This window comes from Actinoallomurus purpureus, from assembly GCF_024055795.1.
GTDB classification, from domain to species: Bacteria; Actinomycetota; Actinomycetes; order Streptosporangiales; family Streptosporangiaceae; genus Actinoallomurus; species Actinoallomurus purpureus.
Genome location: NZ_JAMXMY010000022.1, coordinates 82799 through 102453 on the forward strand (window position 1 = coordinate 82799; position 19655 = coordinate 102453).

Here is a 19655-nt window from a genome sequence, read left to right on the forward strand (position 1 = left end):
CCCACCGTCGGCTTTTTCAGGCTCGGGTGCCGAAGTGCCAGCGGCCCGAGCCGACGTTGAACACGGCGTAGCCGTCCTGCGCGCGCACGAGCTTCGCGCCGTCCTGCGCGACACGGCTCGGGTCCTTCGCGGGCACCCACACCTCGGCGGTCGTGTTCACCGGCACGGTGACGTCCAGGGTGAAGCGCCCCCCGGCCTGCTTCCACCGGGTGACGATGTCGCCGTAGCCGGACCGGTAGCGCGCCGACGCGGACGTCAGCGGCCCGCCCGGACGCGGGCGGATGACCGTCCGCTGGTAGCCGGGTGCGGCCGGGGCGATGCCGCCGACGGTCTGGTACAGCCAGTCGCCGACCGCGCCGAGCCCGTAGTGGTTGAAGGAGTTCATGCCGGGGTCGTTGAAGGTGCCGTCCGGCTTGATGCCGTCCCAGCGTTCCCAGATGGTCGTCGCGCCCCGGTCGATCTCGTAGCCCCAGGACGGGAAGGTCTTCTGGCCCAGGATGCGGTAGGCCACGTCGGTGTGCCCGGTCGCGGTGAGCGTGGGCAGGAGTTCGGCGGTGCCCACGAATCCGGTGGTCAGGTGCCCGTCGTGGGCCTCGACGCCTGCCACGAGCTTGTCGGCTGCGGGCTTGACCTGGTCGTCGGGCAGCAGCTTGAAGGCGAGCGCCAGCACGTACGCCGTCTGGCTGCCCGTACCGACGGTGCCGTCGGCCTTGACGAACCTCTGCTCGAAGGCGTCCCGGATCCGGCCGGCCAGCGTCCGGTAGGACGCCGCCTGGTCGTGGTCGCCGAGGGCGTCCGCCATCTGCGCGACCATGTCGGTCGAGTGCGCGAAGTAGGCCGTGCCGATCAGGTCGAGCGGGGTCCCGTCGTCGACGTTGAGCCAGTCGCCGTAGCCCTGGTTCGGCCGGATCAGGCCGGTGCTGTGGCTCTGGAGGTAGGCGATCCAGGACTTCATCGCCGGGTAGGCGTTCCGGGCCGGCTGCAGGTCGCCGTACCGCTGCCACAGCGTGAAGGGGACGATGACGCCCGCGTCGCCCCAGGCCGCCGTGCCCGAGCCGAGGCTCGCCACGTCCGGCGCGACGTCGGTGAACGATCCGTCGGGCCGCTGCGCGTCGGTGAGGTCGGTGGTGAACTTCGCCAGGAACGTGTCGGCGTCCATGTTGAACGTCGACGTCGGCGCGAAGGCCGCGATGTCCCCGGTCCAGCCGAGCCGTTCGTCCCGCTGCGGGCAGTCGGTGGGGACGCTGAAGAAGTTCCCCTTCTGCGACCACACGATGTTGTGCTGGATCTGGTTCACGAGGGGGTCGGAGGTGGTCAGCTCGCCGCTCGCGGGGGCGCCGGCGTGCGCGACCACGCCCGCGACGGCGCTCTTGTCCGGCGTGCCGGGGTATCCGGTCAGCTCGACGTACCGGTAGCCGCGGTAGGTGAATCGCGACTCATGCGTCTCGGTGCCGCCGCCCCCCAGCGTGTAGTGGTCCGTGTCGGGGGCCCCGCGCATGTTGGTGGTGTAGAGCGTGCCGTCGGGGTTCAGCACCTCGCCGTTTCGGATGGTCACGGTCGTGCCGGCGGGGCCGGAGACCTTCAACCGGTTCCAGCCGACCATGTTCTGGCCGAGGTCGAAGAGGTACACGCCCGGCTTCGGCTCGGTCATCTTCACCGGGTGCAGCACGGAGTCGACCCGGACCGGCGGACCGGACTGGGCGACGAGGTTCGGCTTCAGCCCGGTGCCGACCTTGACCGGCGACCAGGTGCGGTCGTCGAACCCGGCCCGGTCCCAGCCGGTCTGCTCGCCCCGCGCGTCGTAGGTCTCCCCGGCGTAGATGCCGGAGGCGAGGATCGGGCTCGCGGCCGTCTTCCAGGAGTCATCGGTGCCGACGGTCTGGGAGGTGCCGTCGGAATAGTCGACGCGCAGCTGGGCGAGGAGCCAGGGCTGATCGCCGTACACGTGGGACCCGGCGAACGGGATCTGCCCCGCGTACCAGCCATCGTTCAGCAGCGCCCCGATCGCGTTGCCGCCCCGGTGCAGCAGGGAGGTCACGTCATAGGTCTGGTACTGCACGCGCTTGCGGTAGTCGGTCCAGCCGGGCGCGAAGTAGTCCTTGCCGACCCGGCGGCCGTTGATCCGCGCCTCGTACAGGCCGAGGGCGGTGACGTACAGGCGGGCCGCGGCGATCCGCTTGGTCACCGTGAACTCGTGCCGCAGGTACGGCACCGGCGGCGACGGCAGGCCGACCTGGGTCCCCCAGGGGCCGGAGCCGTAGGCGGCCGCGTCCTTGGCGGCGGGCCAGGACGCGTCGTCGAAGCCGGGCTTCTCCCACCCGTCCGGCGCCGTCTGTGCGGCCTTGAACGACCCGTCGGTGATGACGTCGAGCGGGTCCGCGCCGGACCGCTCGACGTGCAGCCGCCCGACGATCCCCGCGGGGCTCTGCGTCGTGTTCACCGCCTTGATCGCGATCGTGTTCGCGCCGGAGTGCAGCGCGGCGGTGACGTCCGCGAGCTGACCCTGTTTCCAGGAGTCCGTGACCTCGGGCGACGAGGCGATCCGCTGCCCGTTGACGTACAGGGTGAAGCCGTCGTCGGCGGTGAGCGTGAACAGCGCACGGGTGATCGCGCCGCCGCCCAGGTCGACGGTGCGGCGGAAGTACCGCGTCGACACCGGCTCGGTGGAGGTCGGGTCGCCCTCGGGGTACCAGATCCAGTGGGCTCCGCTCAGGCTCGGCGTGGTGGCGGGGCTGCCGACCCACGACGCCTTCCAGTCTCCGGCCGCCAGGCCCGTCTCGAAGGACGACACCTTGCTCCAGGCCGTGGCCCGGCCCTGCCCGTCCCAGACGCGGACGCGCCAGTAGTACCGCCGGCCGGGCGCGAGCGCCGACCCGCCGTAGGGCACGTCCAGGGACTGAGGGCTCACGACGCGGCCGCTGTCCCAGAGGCCGGCCGCGCGCGGGGTCGAGCCCACCGTGACCTCGTACGCCTGCTGGAACTGCCCGCGCGCGGTGGAGTCGAGCCGCCAGCCGAGGCGGGGCTTCGCCGCGTCGATGCCGATCGGGTTCGTCTCACGTTCGGTGGTCGTGGCCGTCACCCGCACGGGCGAGGACGCCTGTGCCGCGGACGCCGGCACGACGCCCGTCGTCGTGGTGGCCAGGAGGGTTCCGGTGACGGTCAGGACGGAGATGGGCAGCGGTCGTCGCCGAAAGGCGGGTATCAGTCGCATCCCTGGGCTCTCCCTTTCTGGGATCCGGCGGAATGAGCAACCCCGATGTGGCACGCGTGCGGGCGGGGCGGCGCGTGGCGGCGCGCCGCCCCCCGAGGATCAGCGGAGGAAGGCGGCGGCCACCCCCGCGTCGACCGGGACGTGCAGCCCGGTGGTGTGGGTCAGGTCGCCGCCGGTGAGGGCGAAGACGGCGTTCGCGACGTGCTCGGGCAGCACCTCGCGCTTGAGCAGGGTGCGCTGGGCGTAGTACTCGCCGAGCTTCTCCTCCGGCACGCCGTACACGGCGGCGCGCTTGGCGCCCCAGCCACCGGCGAAGATCCCGGAGCCGCGCACGACGCCGTCGGGGTTGATGCCGTTGACGCGGACACCGTGCTCGCCGAGCTCGGCGGCCAGCAGGCGCACCTGGTGCGCCTGGTCGGCCTTTGCCGCGCTGTAGGCGATGTTGTTCGGCCCGGCGAAGATGGCGTTCTTCGAGGCGATGTAGACGATGTCGCCGCCCATGGCCTGCTCGATCATGACGCGGGCGGCCTCGCGTGAGACGAGGAACGACCCGCGGGCCATGACGTCGTGCTGCAGGTCCCAGTCCGCGACGGTTGTCTCCAGCAGCGGCTTGGACAGCGACAGGCCGGCGTTGTTCACCACGAGGTCGACGCCGCCGAAGGCGAGCACCGCCTCCCGCAGCGCGGCGGTGATCCCCGCCTCGTCGGTGACGTCCACGGCCACCGCGACCGCAACGTCGGAGGCCCGCAGCGCCGACGCGCCGAGTTCGGCCGCGACCTTCTCGGCCGCGGCGGCGTCCCGGTCGGCGACCACGACGCAGGCGCCCTCGGCGGCCAGCCGGCGCGCGGTGGCCGCGCCGATGCCGGAGCCGCCGCCGGTCACGAACGCGACGCGGGTGGCGAGGGGCTTGGGCTTCGGCATGCGCCGCAGCTTGGCCTCCTCCAGCTCCCAGTATTCGATCCGGAACTTCTCCGACTCGGGGATCGGGGCGTAGGAGGACAGTGCCTCGGCGCCGCGCATCACGTTGATGGCGTTGACGTAGAACTCGCCGGCGACGCGGGCGGTCTGCTTGTCCTTGCCGAAGCTGAACATGCCGACGCCGGGCACGAGGACGATCGCCGGGTCCGCGCCGCGCATCGCCGGGGAGTCCTCGGTGGCGTACCGCTCGTAGTAGCCGCGGTACTCCTCCCGGTACGCCTCGTGCAGCTCGCGGAGCCGGGCCTGGACGTCCTCCAGCGGGGCGGTCGGCGGCAGGTCCAGCACGAGCGGGCGGACCTTGGTGCGCAGGAAGTGGTCCGGGCAGGAGGTGCCGAGGGCCGCGAGCCGCGGGTGCTCGGCCCGCGCCAGGAAGTCCAGGACCTCCGGCGCGTCGGTGTAGTGGCCGACCTGCGGCCGGTCGGTCGAGGCGAGCCCGCGGACCAGCGGGAACAGCGCGGCCGCGCGCTCGCGCCGCGCGGCCTCCGGCAGCGCCTCGTGGATCACCGCGCCGAACGGGTCGGGCCGGCCGTGCTCGGCGATGTACGCCTCGGCAGCGGCGATGATCTCCAGCGAGTTGGCCTGGCACTCCTCGCTCGTGTCGCCCCACGCGGTGACGCCGTGGCCGCCGAGAATGGTGCCGATGGCCTGCGGGTTGTCCTTCTTGATCGCCGCGATGTCGAGGCCGAGCTGGAAGCCGGGACGCCGCCACGGCACCCACACGACCCGGTCGCCGAAGACACGGCGGGTGAGCTCCTCGCCGTCGGCGGCGGTCGCGATCGCGATGCCGGAGTCCGGGTGCAGGTGGTCGACGTGCACCGCGTCGACCAGGCCGTGCATGGCCGTGTCGATCGACGGCGCCGCGCCGGCCCTGCCGAACGCGCAGTGGTCGAACGCCGCGACCATCTCGTCCTCGCGCTCCACGCCCGGGTACACGTTCACCAGCGCGCGCAGCCGGTCGAGGCGCAGCACCGCCAGGCCGGACTCCTTCAGCGTGCCGAGGTCGCCGCCCGAGCCCTTCACCCACATGAGCTCGACGTCGCCGCCGGTCACCGGGTCCTCCGTGACGCCCTTGGCGGAGGCGTTGCCGCCCGCATAGTTCGTGTTACGCGGGTCCGAGCCCAGCTCGTGGCAGCGTTTCAGCAGGTCGTCGACGATTCCCAACTCAAGCCCCCCAACCGGCCGCCTGGCCGTCCTTGCGTTCGTCGCGGATCTTCTCGAAGTAACCGGACCGGGCGTAGGCCGCCATCGGGTCCGGGTCCAGGCCCATCTCCTCGCGCAGCTCGGCGAGCAGCGGCCGGACGTCGGTGTTGTAGGCGTCCATGAAGACGGCGTTCGCGCCGAGCACGTCACACGCCCGCTGGGCCGCGCGCAGTGCCTCGACGTCGATCAGGAGCGCCTTGGCCGTGGCCTCCTGCACGTTCATCACCGAGCGGATCTGGCCGGGGATCTTCGGCTCGATGTTGTGGCACTGGTCGAGCATGAACGCGACCTCGTCGGTGTACCCACCGCCCTGGACGACCTCGTGCATGATCCGGAACAGCTGGAACGGGTCGGCGGCGCCGACCATCAGGTCGTCGTCGGCGTAGAAGCGGGAGTTGAAGTCGAAGCCGCCGAGCTTCCCCTCGCGCAGCAGGAACGCCACGATGAACTCGATGTTGGTGCCCGGCGCGTGGTGTCCGGTGTCGACGACCACCTGGGCCTTCGGACCGAGCTTCAGGCAGTGCGCGTACGACGTGCCCCAGTCCGGCAGGTCGGTGGTGTAGAACGCCGGCTCGAACAGCTTGTACTCCAGCAGGAACCGCTGGTCGTCGCCGAGCCGCTCGTACACCGCGGCCAGGGCCTCGGCGAGGCGGTCCTGCCGGGCGCGGATGTCGTCCTGGCCGGGGTAGTTCGTGCCGTCGGAGAACCACAGCTTCAGGTCGCGCGAGCCCGTCTCGTCCATGATGTCGACGCACCCGAGCAGGTGGTTCAGCGCCTTCTTGCGCACCGCCGGGTCGGGGTGGGTGACGCTGCCCAGCATGTAGTCGTCGTCCTGGAAGACGTTCGAGTTGATCGTGCCGACCCGGACCCCCCGCTCGCGGGCGTACTCGGCCAGCGCGGCGTAGTCGTCCACCTTGTCCCAGGGGATGTGCAGCGCGACGGTCGGCGCGATGCCGGTGTGGTGGTGCACCTGCGCCGCGTCGTCGATCTTCTCCTGCGGCGTGCGCGGCACGCCCTGCTGGGCGAAGACCTTGAAGCGGGTGCCGGAGTTGCCGTACGCCCACGACGGCGTCTCGATGCGCTGGGTCCGCAGCGCCGCCTTGACCTGGTCTCTGTCCGTTGTCATCGTTCGGTATCCCCGATCCGTCAGTCGAGATGGAAGACTTCGTCGAGCGTCAGCAGGCCCTCGTCGGGGCGCCGTCCCTCGAGGTCCTCGAAGAAGGGCGCCATCTCCGCCTGCCAGCGGGCGTTCACCTCGGTGCCCTCCATGGCCGCGCGCGCCGCGTCGAAGTCGTCGGTCTCCAGGTAGCCGACGAGTAGCCCGTCGTCGCGCAGGAAGAGGCTGTAGTCACGCCAGCCCGCGGCGCGCAGGGCGGTCAGCATGTCGGGCCACACCGCCCGGTGCCGTTCGCGGTACTCCTCCAACCGGTCCTGCCTGACCCTCAGCAGGAAACAGACGCGCTGCACGGGGGCTCCTCCCGCGACGGCGCGGGGCCGCTCCCGGCTGCCCCGCGCCACCGGTCGACTAGAAGTTGTAGTTGTCGATGTTGCTCTTGTCGAAGACCGTCGGCGGGCCGAGGATGACCTCGCCGTCCTTGCCGATGGTGCGCTCGCCGAGCTTGCCGGCCTTGAACTTCTCACCCTCGGCGCCGGTGATCTGCCCGGAGGCGAGGGCCGCGGCGGCGTACGACGCGAGGTAGCCGAGGTTCTTCGGGTCCCACAGCTCGAACTTGCCGACCGTGCCGTCCTTGACGAACTTGCGCATCTGGTTCGGCGTGCCGAGGCCGGAGACGGCGACCTTGCCCTTGTACTTGGAGCCGGAGATGTAGCGGGCCGCGGCGGCGATGCCGACCGTGGTCGGGGCGATGATGCCCTTCAGGTCCGGGTACGCCTGCAGCAGACCCTGCGTCTGCTGGAAGGACTTCTGGTCGTCGTCGTCACCGTAGGCGACCTTGACGAGCTGGAGGCCGGAGTACTCCGGCTTCTTCAGCTCGTCCTTCATGAAGCCGATCCAGGTGTTCTGGTTCGTGGCGTTGGCGGTCGCCGACAGGATGGCGATCTTGCCCTTGCCGCCGATCAGGTCGGAGATGACCTTGATCTCGCTGCGGCCGATCTCCTCGGAGCTGGCCTGGTTGATGAAGACGTTCCGGCAGTCCTTGGACGCGTCGGAGTCGTACGACACCACCTTGATCTTGTGGGACATCGCCTGCTTGAGCGGTCCGCAGACGGCGTTCGGGTCGTTGGCTGCGATGAGGATCGCGTCCATCCGCTGCTGGATCAGCGTGTTGATGTACGAGATCTGTGAGGAGGCCGAGGCGTCGGACGGGCCGACCTCCTTCGCCTCGCCGCCGTACTCCTTGGCCCCGGCGATGCCCGCGTTGTCGACGATCGTCTCGTACGGGTTGTTCACCTGCTTGGGCAGGAAGGCGACCTTCAGGCCCTTCTTGAGGGGCGCGTTCGGGTCTGCCTTCGCGCTGCTCGCCGCGCCGGCCTTGCTGTCGTTGCTCGAGGAGTTCTTCGTCGTACCGCCGCAGGCGGCGGCGCCGATGGAGAGCGCGGCGGCGATGGCCACGGCCGCCAGGGGACGCATGGTCATGAGGGTGTTCCTTTTCGTCGGTCGGTCAGGAGGAAGCGGACGGGTTGGCGCGGTGATGTCGTCGCGTCTCGCGCACCTTGGCCGCGATCCGCGGCGTGAGCACGGAGACGATGAGGAGGAGGCCGGTGACGATCGACTGGATCTCGGTCGCGACGTCACGGAGCATGAGCAGGTTGCGGAGCAGGCCGATCAGCAGCACCCCGGCGACGACGCCGCCGAGCGTGCCCTTACCGCCGTCGAAGTCGACGCCGCCGAGCAGCACCGAGGCGATGACGGCCAGCTCCAGGCCAAGGCCGTTGTCGGCGCGGGCGCTGCCGTACCGCAACGTGTAGACCGCGCCGGCGAACGACGCGACGATCCCGGAGACCACGAACAGCAGCAGCTTGATGCGCTTGACCCGGATCCCGGCGAAGAACGCGGCCTCCTCCTGGGCACCGATGGCGAACAGTGCGCGGCCCAGACCGGTCGCGTGCAGCACGATCGCGGTGACGATGGCCAGCAGGATGAACAGCGCGAAGGGGTACGGGATCGGCGTGCCGGGCACGGTCTTGGTGGCCATGTCGGCGTAGTTCTGCGGGAACTGCGCCACCGCCTTCGTGCCCAGCACGACGTACGCGAGCCCGCGGTAGAGGGTCAGCGTGCCGATCGTGACGGCCAGCGACGGCAGCCCCAGCCGGGTGACCAGCAGGCCGTTGACCAGGCCGGCCACCGCGCCGACCACCAGGAGCAGCGGGACGATCGTCTCGATCGCCCACCCGGCGTCCCACAGCGCGCCGAACAGCGCGCTGCACAGGCCCAGCACCGAGGCCACGGACAGGTCGACCTCGGCGGCCACGACCAGCAGCGTCATCGGCAGGGCGATCAGCGCGATCTCGCTCAGGTCGTCCAGGGCGAAGGCCAGGTTGTCGCTCGTGGCGAAGTCCGAGGTGCCCAGGGCGCCGCCGGCGAAGACGACGATCAGCAGGGCGGTGACGATGACGTCCCAGCGGATGAACCGGGTCAGCGGCCGGGGGGCCTCGGCGCGCGCCTGCACGGGGCGGGCCTCGGCGGCGGGGGCTTCAGGCGCCATGACGGGCGTTCCTCTTTCGCAGGGCGCGGGTGACGCGCAGGCCGAGCAGGCGGTCGACGCTGATCGCGAGGAGCAGCAGCAGACCGGCGATGGCGTCCTGCCAGAAGGAGTTCACCTTCAGCACCACGAGGACGCTGCCGATCGTGGTGAGCAGGAGGGCGCCGAGCGCGGCGCCGTACACGCTGCCGAGGCCGCCGACGATGGCCACACCGCCGACGACGACGGCGGCGACCACCCGCAGCTCCCAGCCGTGCGCGGCGTCCGCGACGACCGTGCCGAAGCGGGCGAGCCACAGCACCCCGGCCAGCCCGGCGAGGACGCCGCTGACGAGGTAGGCCGTGAGGATCCGCTTGCGGATCGCGATGCCGGCGAGCCGCGCGGCGTCGGGGTTGGAGCCGATGGCGTAGAACTCCCGGCCCGACGGGTAGGACCGCAGGTAGTGGCCGACGGCCAGCATCACGACCACCGTGATCAGCGGCAGGTACGGGATCCCGGCGACGCTTCCGTTGCCCAGGTCGAGCAGGGACGCGGGCACGTCCGCGGCGTTGATCTGCTGGCCGTGCGCCCAGTAGTAGTCCAGGCCCTGGATGACGTACAGCGTGCCGAGTGTCACCACCAGCGCCGGGACCTTGAAGAAGCTGACGAGCACGCCGTTGACCAGGCCGCAGACCGCGCCGATGGCCATCCCGACGAGGAGGACCAGCAGGACGTTACGGTCGTGCCCGGCGACGAACTTGCCGGAGGCGAACGCCACCAGGCCGACCACCGACCCGACCGACAGGTCGATGTTGCGGGTGACGACCACCATCGTCTGGCCGACGGCCAGCAGCGCCAGGATCGACGCGTTGAGGAAGATGTCCTTGATGCCCTGCGACGACAGGAACGAGGAGTTCACCGCCGTCGTGACGACGACGAGGACGATCAGTGCGGCGAGGATGCTCAGCTCGCGCGCCCGCAGGACGGTGTCGACGAGTCTGCGCCCGCCGGCGTCGGCCGTTACGGCTGCCATTTACGCGGCCTCCTGTCGGGTACGGCCGGTCGCGGCGGCCATGACGGTCTCCTCGGTGGCCTCGGCCCTGGGGATCTCGGCGGCGAGCCGGCCCTCGTGCATGACCAGCACCCGGTCGGCCATGCCGAGCACCTCCGGCAGGTCGGAGGAGATCATCAGGACCGCGAGGCCCTGGCCGGCCAGTTCGGAAAGCAGGCGGTGCACCTCGGCCTTGGTGCCGACGTCGATGCCGCGCGTGGGCTCGTCGACGATCAGCACCGAGGGGTCAGTCGACAGCCACTTGGCGAGGACGACCTTCTGCTGGTTGCCGCCGGAGAGCACGCCCACGGTGTCGCTGAGGCGCGCGTACTTCAGCTGCAGCCGGATCGCCCAGTCGGCGGCCCGGTCGCGTTCGACCTTCCGGGAGATGATCGGCCCGCGGCGCAGCGACCGCAGCTGCGTCAGGCCGATGTTCCGCTCGATCGAGCCGTCCATGACGAGCCCCTGCTGGCGCCGGTCCTCCGGGACCAGCGCGATCCCGGCGGACATCGCTGCGGTGGGGCTCCCGGCCGGCAGCTTCGCGGCGGCGACCTCGACCCCGCCCGCGTCGTACCGGTCGACCCCGAAGATCGCGCGGGCGACCTCGCTGCGCCCGGCGCCGACGAGGCCGGCCAGTGCGACGATCTCCCCGGCGCGCACCTCGAAGGACACGTCGGTGAAGACGCCCTCGCGAGTCAGCCGGGAGACCTTGAGCACCGTCTCGCCCGGCGTCGTCTCCTGCTTGGGATACAGCGTGTCGAGCTCGCGGCCGACCATGCGCTGCACGAGGTCGTCGGGGGTGAGCCCGTCCAGCTCCTCGGTGGAGATGTAGCGGCCGTCGCGCAGGGTCGTCACCCGCTGGCAGAGGTCGAAGATCTCCTCGAGCCGGTGGGAGATGAACAGCAGCGCGCAGCCCTGCTCCTGGAGGGTGCGGGCGACGGCGAACAGCCGCGCGACCTCGTTTCCGGACAGTGCCGCCGTCGGCTCGTCCATGATGAGGACGCGGGCGTCCCGCGAGATCGCCTTGGCGATCTCCACGAGCTGCTGGTCGGCGATGGACAGACCCCGCGCGGGGCGGTCCGGGTCGAGCGCGACGCCCAGCCGCTCGAACAGTTTCGCGGTCTCCGCCCGGAGGGCGCGGCGGTCGATGCGGCCGAAGCGTGCGCGTGGCTGGCGGCCCATGAAGATGTTCTCCGCGACCGACAGGTCGGGGAAGAGCGTGGGCTCCTGGTAGATCACGGCGACGCCCGCGTGCTGCGCGTCGCCGGGTCCGTGGAACTCGTGGGGGCGGCCGTCCAGCAGCACCCCGCCCTCGTCGGGCCGGTGGACCCCCGCCAGAATCTTGACCAGCGTGGACTTGCCCGCCCCGTTCTCGCCGGCGAGCGCGTGGATCTCTCCGCCCCGCAGCTCCAGGGAGACGTCCTGCAGAGCCCGCACCGCGCCGAACGCCTTGCTGACGCTCGCCAAGGCGAGGATCGGAGGCGACTCGCTCATGCTTCCTCCGGAAGTGAACGGAATAAAAACGTTTTAACGCGATTGACCCGGGACGCTAGGTCTGTGAGCGCGGTCACGTCAATAGTGAGTTTCGGCCGACTCCCCGCTGACGACGATCAATATGCACGATGACCTGCGAAGATATAGCTGAGATAACGACCCGGTCACCGCGATGTCTCGCTGGCGGCCCTCCGCAGGGCTTGTTGACACGTTTTAATTCAGTCGTCACAGTGAACGGCATCACACTCTGGGAAGAGGTACCGGCGTTGGGGACCGTGGGGATCAAGGAGGTCGCGCGGCGCGCGGGCGTGTCGCCGGGCACGGTCTCGAACGTGCTGAACCGGCCCGAACGCGTCGCCGCGGCGACGCGCGCCCGGGTCGAGGAGGCCATCCGTGAGATGGGCTTCGTCCGCAACGGCTCGGCCGCGACCCTGCGCGCCGGGCAGAGCCGGGCCATCGGCCTGGTCGTGCTCGACGTCGGCAACCCCTTCTTCGTCGCGGTGGCGCGCGGGGTCGAGGACGTCGTCAGCGATCGGGACCACGCGGTCATCCTGTGCAACTCCGGCGAGTCGCCCGAGCGTGAGGCCCGTAACCTCCGGGTTCTGGCCGAGCAGCGGGTCCGCGGGCTCCTGATCACACCGACCGACGAGGACCTGTCCCGCCTGGATCTGCTGCGGGAGCGCGGGGTCGCGGTCGTCCTGGTCGACCACTTCGCGACAGGGGACGTGTGCTCGGTGGCCGTCGACGACGTCGCCGGCGGAAACCTGGCGGTCGCCCACCTCCTGGACCGGGGCGCGCGGCGGCTCGCGTACGTCACCGGCCCCCTGGCCATCCGGCAGTGCGCGGACCGGCGCAAGGGCGCCCGGCGGGCGCTGCGCGCGGCGGGGCTGCCGGCCCGCGCCCTCGAGGACATCGTCGTGCCGGAGATGAACGCGAACGGTGGCGGGCTCGCCGCCGAGAAGCTGCTGGCCGGCGACCTGCCCGACGCGATCTTCTGCGCGAACGACCTGCTCGCGCTCGGCGTGCTGCGCGCGCTGTCCCAGGCGGGAGTGCGCGTGCCGGACGACGTGGCGCTCATCGGCTACGACGACATCGAGTTCTCCTCTGCGGCCGCGGTCCCGCTGAGCTCGATCCGCCAGCCGACCTACCAGCTCGGCAAGATCGCCACCGAGCTCCTGCTGGACGAGTGCGACGACCCCGGAGGGCACGCGCACCAGCAGATCATGTTCCAGCCCGAACTCGTCGTCCGCGAATCGAGCCGCTGACATGCGGGAGTGCGGGCCGCTCGTCAGAGATTTCGTTAAAACGTTCCAATCGTTCGACGCGGTGGTCGTCCCGTCCGCGTCCTGCGCGGGCATGATCCGGGAGAACCACGCGCGCGTGGGCCGCGCCGGCCGACCATTGTGATCACGGACTGAGGAGCAAGCAGCCATGACCCCGCGTTCATTCGCCGCCGTGGACCTGGGCGCCTCGAGCGGGCGCGTGATGGTCGCCCGGGTGGGCGACGACGAGCTGACGCTCCGCGAGGCGCACCGCTTCCCGAACCGGCCCGTGCGCGCGGCCGGCACCCTCCACTGGGACGTCCTTGGCCTGTACGGGCAGGTGCTGGACGGGTTGCGGGCCACCGAGGGGATCACCTCGATCGGCGTGGACTCCTGGGCGGTCGACTACGGGCTACTCGACTCCGCCGGAGCCCTCATCGGCAATCCCGTCCACTACCGGGACGGCCGCACCGACGGCGTGATGGACAAGGTCGTCGCCGATCTCGGCGCGGAGGCGCTGTACGACGTCGGCGGCCTGCAGTTCCTGCCGTTCAACACGATCTACCAGCTGCTCTCCGGTCCCGTACCGGACCGGGCCCGCACGCTGCTGATGATCCCCGACCTGCTGGCGTACTGGCTGACGGGCGAGGCCGGCGCGGAGATGACCAACGCGTCGACGACCGGGCTGTACGACGTGCGCACCGGCGACTGGGCGCGGTCCTTCATCGAACGTCTCGGCCTGCCGCAGGCGATCTTCCCGCCGCTGCGCCGGCCCGGTGACGTCATCGGCACGCTGCGGCCGGACGTCGCGGCCGAGACCGGGCTGCCGGAGTCGACCCCGGTCACCGCGGTCGGATCGCACGACACCGCCTCCGCCGTCCTGGCCGTACCGGCCGAGCACGACCGCTTCGGCTACGTCTCCTGCGGCACCTGGTCGCTGGCCGGCATCGAGCTGGACGCGCCCGTGCTGACCGAGGAGAGCCGGGTCGCCGGGTTCACCAACGAGGTCGGTGTCGGCGGCACGATCCGCTACCTGCGCAACGTCATGGGGCTGTGGCTCCTCCAGGAGTCGCTGCGCGCCTGGCGGGCCGAGGCGTCGCTGCCCGCCCTGCTGGCCGCCGCCGCGGACGCCCCGCCGTTCGCCGCGCTCGTCGACCCGGGCGACCAGGCGTTCCTCCCGCCCGGCGACATGCCCGCGCGGATCACGGCGTACTGCGAGCGCACCGGCCAGCGGCCGCCGACGGGCCGGGCGGAGGTCGTCCGGTGCGTCCTGGAGAGCCTCGCGCTCGGGCACCGCGCCGCGATCCGGGACGCCGCCCGGCTGTCCGGGCGGTCCGTCGAGGTCGTGCACGTCGTCGGCGGCGGGGCGCGGGGCGCCCTGCTGTGCCAGCTGACCGCCGACGCCTGCGGTCTGCCCGTCGTCGCCGGGCCGGTGGAGGCGACCGCCATCGGCAACGCGCTCGCGCAGGCGCAGGCGCACGGCCTGGCCGCCCACCCGCGCGAGCTCGTGCGCCGGACCCAGGACCTCACCGTGTACCGGCCGCGCGGCGACGAGGCCGCCTGGGACCGCGCCGCCACGCGCATCGGCCTTTCGTGATCCACGATCATTCGCACCACGTACCAACGCGACGGATTCTCCGTCCCAGGACGTGAATCGCCCCCACCGGCGACCCCGCGAGACCGCCGTAACCCGGGCCACGAACCCACCTCTCCGCAGGTCAAGTGGATAGTGCCATTAGTAGATCTTTTCCTGATCCTTTTGGAGAATGGGGGTTTGTGAGCTTAAAGTCTGCTCCATGCGTTTTGCTACCCCCCTCGCCTTTTGCGCGCTATTGACGGTCGCTTGGGCTTCTCCCGCATACGCGATCACTAATGGCACCGACGACGGCAACGATCACCCGTCGGTCGGCGCGCTCCTCTCCGACAAGCCGTACGACGACGGCACCTTCGCTTACTGCACCGGCACGCTGATCTCGCCGACGGTCTTCCTCACCGCCGCCCACTGCGGGCACCACCGGCAGAAGACGGCGCAGGTCACCTTCTCCAGCCACTACCGGCACGGCGACGCCGTCTACACGGGCCGCTACATCCCGGACGAGCGGTACTCCTCCAAGGAGGACGCGTACGACATGGCCGTCGTCGTGTTCAACGCGCCGGTCGCCGGCATCAAGCCCGCGCGCCTGCCCGCGGCCGGCTTCCTCTCGCACCTCCGCGCCGAGGGAACCCTGCCGAACACCAAGTTCACCCCGGTCGGGTACGGATCGCTCAACCCGAGCAAGGGCGCGCACAAGACGAAGTTCGTCTACACCGACACCCGCAGCCGGACGACGATCTCCTACGACGGCCTCAGCCACATGTGGCTGAAGCTCTCCCTCAACCGGGGCGACGGCGGCACCTGCTACGGCGACTCGGGCGGTCCCAACTTCCTCGGCAACTCCGACCTGCTCGTCGCCACCACGATCAGCGGGGACGACGACGACTGCAAGGCCACGAACTACGACTACCGGCTGGACAGCGCGCCGGCCCGTAAGTTCCTCGCCCGGTTCGTCACGCTTCCCTAGAGGCTGTGGCGGTGAAGGTGCAGGGCAGGCGTTTGTAGCCGTTGATGAAGCCGGACAGCAGGCGGTCCGGCTCGCCGGCGGCGCGGATGTCCGGGACCCGCGTGAACAGCTCCCGGAGCATCACGGTGAGCTCCCGGCGGGCGAGGTTCGCGCCGAGGCAGAAGTGGGGACCCGGGCCGCCGAAGCCGAGGTGGGGGTTGGGATCCCGCGTGATGTCGAAGACGTCCGGGCGCTCGAACACCGTCTCGTCGCGGTTGGCCGCGTTGTAGAACAGCAGGACCTTGTCGCCGGCCTTGTAGGTGTGGCCGTTCATCTCGTGGTCGCGGGTGAGGTTGCGCCGCATGAAGATCACGGGCGTGGAGTAGCGCACGATCTCCTCGACGGCTCCGCCGATCCGGCCCTCGAAGTCCTCCAGGAGCAGGGCCCGCTGGTCGGGGAAGTCGGTGAACAGCTTCAGCGCGTGGCTGAGGGCGGTTCGCGTGGTCTCGTTGCCCGCCACGACGAGCAGCAGGAAGAACGATCCGAGCTCGCGGGTGGTCAGGTGCTCGCCGTCGACGTTGGCGTTGACCAGGGCCGAGGTCAGGTCGCCGGTCGGGTTCTTGACCCGCTCCCGGCCCAGGCCGGTGGCGAGCCGGTGCAGGTCGCGCGCCGCCCAGATGATTTTGAAGAGCGCGCGGCCCGTGGAGAGGCGGCTCACCTGCCCCGGCGTGATGCCGGTGTACTCCGGGTCCGAGTTGCCGAGGATGACGTTCGTGCGCTGGATGACCCGGGGGTAGTACCGCTCGGGGATGCCGAGCATGTCGCAGATGACCTCGACGGGCAGGCGTACGGCGACCTTCGCGACGAAGTCTCCTGGGCCCGTCTCGATCAGTTCGTCGACGATGCGCGCGGCACGCCGCCGGATGTCGTCCTCGGTCTTGGCGAGCATCTTGGGCGTGAAGGCGCGGGACACGATCCGGCGGATCTTGGCATGCCGCGGGTCGTCCATGTTGATCAGTGAGCCGAAGAACCGCTCCATGTACCCGGGGAAGTCCGGGATGCTGGTCGCGCTCGGCTCACTGCTGAAGACGTCCGGGTGACGGCTCGCCTCGGAGACGTCCGCGTGCCGGACGAGCGCATGGAAGCCCTTTCCCGACCGTACGAACGGGACGGGGACCTCGGGGAAGAACGCCGGATGCTCCCGCGCCCGAAGTTCCGCGAAGGCGGCCTCCCGCTCCGCGACGGGCAGCGCCCAGAACTCCAGCGCGGCAGGACCGAACGTCGATGGAGCCGGGCCGGACCGGATCGTCATCACGCCACCGCCTTCCGGATCGACCTCCATGCTCAGGTAAGTGAGCGGTTACGGTCAAGTGGCGGGTCGGACGAGATCGATTCGGGCGCGCCATCGCCGAATAGACCGACCGGCGACCTGCGGTGCTGATGGACTCGTGACGATATGCGCCGGCAGCGGATCGGCCGGTCGTAGGGCGATCGGCGGCGAGGCTTTTCAACGACGGAGTCCGCCGCGACGGCCGGAGCGAGACCCGGCGTACCGCCTGAATGTCGCCGACGGGCGAAGGCCTCTCGTTCCGCGGTGTACCCTCAGGCGGCAAAATTCCCGTGTGGCGGGACAGCGCAGAACGAGGGCAGCCACCCCGGACGAAAAAACGCCCGAATTCCGCCTCGGTGAGGCCTTTCACCGACCACCTTCCGAGGGCACGCTCGGAAGTGGCCACGCCCTCCTCGACGCCTGGGGTGCGTGACGCGTGAAACCGCGCAGACGTCGGCCGTGGCATACGGGACCGGAGCGCCGGGGGGTCGGAGGGCTCATCAGGTCCCCTCGCGCAGCTTGACGACAGTGAGGAGGAACACCGAGTCCTCGAGCGCCTCGACGCTGTGCCGGGCGTCCGGCACGGCGATCAGGTCACCGGTCCGGCCCTCCCAGGAGTCGCCCCCGGCGACGAGCCGTACGCGGCCGCGCAGGACGTGCACGGTCGCCTCCCCCGGGCTGACGTGCTCGTCCATCGTCGTGTCGGCCGCCAGCGCGATGAGGGTCTGCCGCAGCGCGTGCTCGTGGCCTCCGTAGACGGTGGTGGCGCTGCGGCCGGCCGTGTCGCTCAGGGCCTTGTCGAGCTGCTCACGGGCCGATGCTTCCAGTGACAGTTTCCGCATGTCCTCCATCTACCGCAGCGGCGGCGAAAGATTCATCATCCCTGCGACCCGTCGGGATCCGTCCGCAGTCCGTCGAGGAAGAGGCCGACGTAGTAGTCGCCCACGCTTCCGGCGTCGAGCGGTCCGTCGGGGTGCCACCAGGTGCTGATCTGGTGCACCGCGCCGAAGAAGAAGTTGACCGCCAGGTCCGCGGGAACCCCGGCGCGGAACGTCCCCTCCCGCTGGCCCTCCTCCACCAGCGTGCGGAAGGTCTCGTGGTAGCGGCGTCGCTCCGCGCGTACCGCCTTCTGCTTCTCGACCGGCAGCAGGTGCATGGAGCGGAAGAAGACCGTCACCTCGTCCAGGTGGGCGAGGCTCGTCTCGATCACGTCGATGGCGGCGGCGCGCAGGCGCTCCTCCGCCGGGCCCGCTCCGGCCGCGAAGAGCCGCAGGCGCTCGGTCTGCAGCGCCAGCAGGCGGTGGTAGATCTCGTACAGCAGATCGTCCTTGGCGGCGAAGTAGTGGTACATCGCGCCCTTGGTCACGCCGGCGGACTCGACGATCTCCTGGACGGAGGTGCCCTCGTAGCCGTTCTCGGCGAACAGCCGGGTGGCCACCGCCAGCAGTCGCTCCGGCAGTGGGCGCTCGCCGCCGGGAGCCATCATCTCGCCCGGTAGGCGGCGAGCTCACGGCGGGCGATCGACCGCCTGTGCACCTCGTCGGGACCGTCGGCCAGGTGCAGGGTCCGCACACCGGCCCACAGCTCCGCGAGCGGGTAGTCCTGCGAGACGCCGGCGCCGCCGTGGGCCTGGATCGCCCGGTCGATCACCCAGCCCGCCATCTCCGGCACCGCCGCCTTGATCGCCGAGATCTCCACGCGGGCGCCCTTGTTGCCGGCGGTGTCCATGAGCCAGGCGGTCTTGAGGACCAGCAGACGGGCCTGCTCGATCCGGATGCGCGCCTCGGCGATCCAGTCCTGCACGACGCCCTGGTCGGCGATGGGGCCGCCGAAGGCGACCCGGGACACGGCCCGCTCGCACATGAGCTCCAGGGCGCGCTCGGCCATGCCGATGGCGCGCATGCAGTGGTGGATCCGCCCGGGGCCCAGGCGCTCCTGCGCGATGCGGAAGCCCTCGCCCTCACCGAGCAGGATGCCCGCCGCGGGGACGCGGACGTCCTCGAAGTCGATCTCGGCGTGACCGCCGTGCGTGCCGTCGTCGTACCCGAACACGTTCAGGCCGCGCTTGAGGGTGACGCCGGGGGTGTCCTTCGGCACGAGCACCATGCTCTGCCGCCGGTACGGCGGGGCGTCCGGGTCGGTCACGCCCATCACGATCAGGATCTCGCACTCCGGGCTGAGGGCTCCGGACGACCACCACTTGCGGCCGTTGAGGACGTAGGTGTCGCCCTCCCGCTCGATGCGCAGGGAGATGTTGGTGGCGTCGGAGGACGCGACGGCCGGCTCGGTCATGCAGAAGGCCGAGCGGATCGCGCCGTCCAGCAGCGGCACCAGCCACCGCTCCTTCTGCTCCGGGGTGCCGAACAGGGCGAGGATCTCCATGTTCCCGGTGTCGGGGGCCGCGCAGTTGAGAGCGACCGGCGCGATCTTCGGGGACCGGCCGGTGATCTCGGCGAGTGGCGCGTACTGCAGGTTGGTCAGCCCGGCGCCGTGCTCCTTGTCGGGCAGGAAGAGGTTCCACAGGCCGTGCCTGCGCGCCTCGGTCTTGAGCCCCTCGATGACCGGGGGCGTGGCCCACGTGCCGGCGAGCTCGGCGGCCTGTGCCGCGTAGACGGGCTCGGCGGGCTGGACGTGGGCGTCCATGAAATCGAGCAGCCGGTCGCGGTACTCGGTGGTGGTCTGGTCGAATGCGAAGTCCATCGCGGTCCCCTCGCGAACGCGGCCCGCAGGCCGCCCGTTGCCCGGATCCCAGCATACCGACTGGTCGGTATGACGACCGTAGGCAGACTCCGCCCGGCACGTCAACGTCCGCCGCGAAACGACGCAACCGGGCCCCCGCCGTCGCGGCGCGGGCCCGGCGTCGCTCACTGGTGGAGACCGTGCCCGGTCTCCTCGTCTCCGTGGTCCACGTCGAGCCCCACGACGGAGGTGCACCGGCGGCAGAGCCA

The 19655-nt window shown here is 70.8% G+C and carries 15 protein-coding genes; 3 read left to right on the forward strand and 12 right to left on the reverse strand.

The window, feature by feature from the left end; all coding sequences use genetic code 11:
* Positions 1–16: 16 nt before the first annotated feature.
* The 8 genes from NE236_RS33145 to NE236_RS33180 all read right to left on the reverse strand — a co-directional run bounded on the left by NE236_RS33145 (position 17) and on the right by NE236_RS33180 (position 11575).
* On the reverse strand, positions 17–3211 hold the full coding sequence (locus NE236_RS33145; protein ID WP_252846171.1) for a family 78 glycoside hydrolase catalytic domain: 3195 nt from the start codon (positions 3209–3211) through the stop codon (positions 17–19).
* 99 nt (positions 3212–3310) lie between these two features.
* Entirely contained in the window at positions 3311–5350 is a 2040-nt protein-coding gene (locus NE236_RS33150; RefSeq protein ID WP_252846172.1) for a bifunctional aldolase/short-chain dehydrogenase, read from the reverse strand.
* Position 5351: 1 nt separating this feature from the next.
* The gene (gene rhaI, locus NE236_RS33155) at positions 5352–6515 is read right to left on the reverse strand and encodes an L-rhamnose isomerase (RefSeq protein ID WP_252846173.1); all 1164 of its coding nucleotides are present in this window, start codon (positions 6513–6515) and stop codon (positions 5352–5354) included.
* A 20-nt stretch (positions 6516–6535) separates the two neighbouring features.
* Complete coding sequence (locus NE236_RS33160) at positions 6536–6856, reverse strand: L-rhamnose mutarotase (RefSeq protein WP_252846174.1); 321 nt, start codon at positions 6854–6856, stop codon at positions 6536–6538.
* A 58-nt stretch (positions 6857–6914) separates the two neighbouring features.
* The gene (gene rhaS, locus NE236_RS33165; RefSeq protein ID WP_252846175.1) at positions 6915–7985 is read right to left on the reverse strand and encodes a rhamnose ABC transporter substrate-binding protein; all 1071 of its coding nucleotides are present in this window, start codon (positions 7983–7985) and stop codon (positions 6915–6917) included.
* Positions 7986–8010: 25 nt separating this feature from the next.
* Positions 8011–9054 carry an ABC transporter permease gene (locus NE236_RS33170; RefSeq protein WP_252846176.1) on the reverse strand — a complete coding sequence of 348 codons (1044 nt, stop codon included), beginning with the start codon at positions 9052–9054 and terminating at the stop codon, positions 8011–8013.
* The gene (locus tag NE236_RS33175; protein WP_252846177.1) at positions 9044–10063 is read right to left on the reverse strand and encodes an ABC transporter permease; all 1020 of its coding nucleotides are present in this window, start codon (positions 10061–10063) and stop codon (positions 9044–9046) included. The genes NE236_RS33170 and NE236_RS33175 overlap by 11 nt, the downstream gene beginning before the upstream one ends.
* Positions 10064–11575, reverse strand: coding sequence for a sugar ABC transporter ATP-binding protein (locus NE236_RS33180; RefSeq protein WP_252846178.1), 1512 nt, complete (start codon positions 11573–11575; stop codon positions 10064–10066).
* A gap of 230 nt (positions 11576–11805) precedes the next feature.
* Between NE236_RS33180 and NE236_RS33185 the strand changes: the two genes are divergently transcribed.
* From NE236_RS33185 to NE236_RS33200, 3 genes are all read left to right on the forward strand, one after another.
* Entirely contained in the window at positions 11806–12840 is a 1035-nt protein-coding gene (locus tag NE236_RS33185; RefSeq protein WP_252846179.1) for a LacI family DNA-binding transcriptional regulator, read from the forward strand.
* A gap of 166 nt (positions 12841–13006) precedes the next feature.
* Positions 13007–14434: a rhamnulokinase gene (locus tag NE236_RS33195; protein WP_252846180.1), complete on the forward strand. Its 1428-nt coding sequence runs from the start codon at positions 13007–13009 to the stop codon at positions 14432–14434.
* Between the two features lie 199 nt (positions 14435–14633).
* A complete protein-coding gene (locus tag NE236_RS33200; RefSeq protein WP_252846181.1) occupies positions 14634–15398 on the forward strand; it encodes a S1 family peptidase in 765 nt (254 codons plus the stop codon).
* Here the strand turns inward: NE236_RS33200 and NE236_RS33205 are convergent.
* The 4 genes from NE236_RS33205 to NE236_RS33220 form a co-directional block, all read right to left on the reverse strand.
* Positions 15385–16689 (reverse strand): cytochrome P450, encoded by a 1305-nt coding sequence (locus NE236_RS33205; RefSeq protein WP_252846182.1) that lies wholly within the window; start codon positions 16687–16689, stop codon positions 15385–15387. The two genes, NE236_RS33200 and NE236_RS33205, sit on opposite strands and share 14 nt — an antisense overlap.
* A 518-nt stretch (positions 16690–17207) precedes the next feature.
* Positions 17208–17549 carry a cupin domain-containing protein gene (locus tag NE236_RS33210; protein ID WP_252846183.1) on the reverse strand — a complete coding sequence of 114 codons (342 nt, stop codon included), beginning with the start codon at positions 17547–17549 and terminating at the stop codon, positions 17208–17210.
* A 35-nt stretch (positions 17550–17584) separates the two neighbouring features.
* Positions 17585–18190 (reverse strand): TetR/AcrR family transcriptional regulator, encoded by a 606-nt coding sequence (locus tag NE236_RS33215; RefSeq protein WP_252846184.1) that lies wholly within the window; start codon positions 18188–18190, stop codon positions 17585–17587.
* Positions 18190–19407, reverse strand: coding sequence for an acyl-CoA dehydrogenase family protein (locus tag NE236_RS33220; RefSeq protein ID WP_252846185.1), 1218 nt, complete (start codon positions 19405–19407; stop codon positions 18190–18192). The genes NE236_RS33215 and NE236_RS33220 overlap by 1 nt, the downstream gene beginning before the upstream one ends.
* Positions 19408–19655 lie beyond the last annotated feature (248 nt).

What these genes read in the sequence shown, in the direction of transcription:
- NE236_RS33145 (WP_252846171.1), bottom strand. Translation starts at nt 3,211, where the DNA reads ATGCGACTGATACCCGCCTTTCGGCGACGACCGCTGCCCATCTCCGTC.
- rhaI (WP_252846173.1), bottom strand. Translation starts at nt 6,515, where the DNA reads ATGACAACGGACAGAGACCAGGTCAAGGCGGCGCTGCGGACCCAGCGC.
- rhaS (WP_252846175.1), bottom strand. Translation starts at nt 7,985, where the DNA reads ATGACCATGCGTCCCCTGGCGGCCGTGGCCATCGCCGCCGCGCTCTCC.
- NE236_RS33170 (WP_252846176.1), bottom strand. Translation starts at nt 9,054, where the DNA reads ATGGCGCCTGAAGCCCCCGCCGCCGAGGCCCGCCCCGTGCAGGCGCGC.
- NE236_RS33175 (WP_252846177.1), bottom strand. Translation starts at nt 10,063, where the DNA reads ATGGCAGCCGTAACGGCCGACGCCGGCGGGCGCAGACTCGTCGACACC.
- NE236_RS33180 (WP_252846178.1), bottom strand. Translation starts at nt 11,575, where the DNA reads ATGAGCGAGTCGCCTCCGATCCTCGCCTTGGCGAGCGTCAGCAAGGCG.
- NE236_RS33195 (WP_252846180.1), top strand. Translation starts at nt 13,007, where the DNA reads ATGACCCCGCGTTCATTCGCCGCCGTGGACCTGGGCGCCTCGAGCGGG.
- NE236_RS33200 (WP_252846181.1), top strand. Translation starts at nt 14,634, where the DNA reads ATGCGTTTTGCTACCCCCCTCGCCTTTTGCGCGCTATTGACGGTCGCT.
- NE236_RS33205 (WP_252846182.1), bottom strand. Translation starts at nt 16,689, where the DNA reads ATGACGATCCGGTCCGGCCCGGCTCCATCGACGTTCGGTCCTGCCGCG.
- NE236_RS33210 (WP_252846183.1), bottom strand. Translation starts at nt 17,549, where the DNA reads ATGCGGAAACTGTCACTGGAAGCATCGGCCCGTGAGCAGCTCGACAAG.
- NE236_RS33215 (WP_252846184.1), bottom strand. Translation starts at nt 18,190, where the DNA reads ATGGCTCCCGGCGGCGAGCGCCCACTGCCGGAGCGACTGCTGGCGGTG.
- NE236_RS33220 (WP_252846185.1), bottom strand. Translation starts at nt 19,407, where the DNA reads ATGGACTTCGCATTCGACCAGACCACCACCGAGTACCGCGACCGGCTG.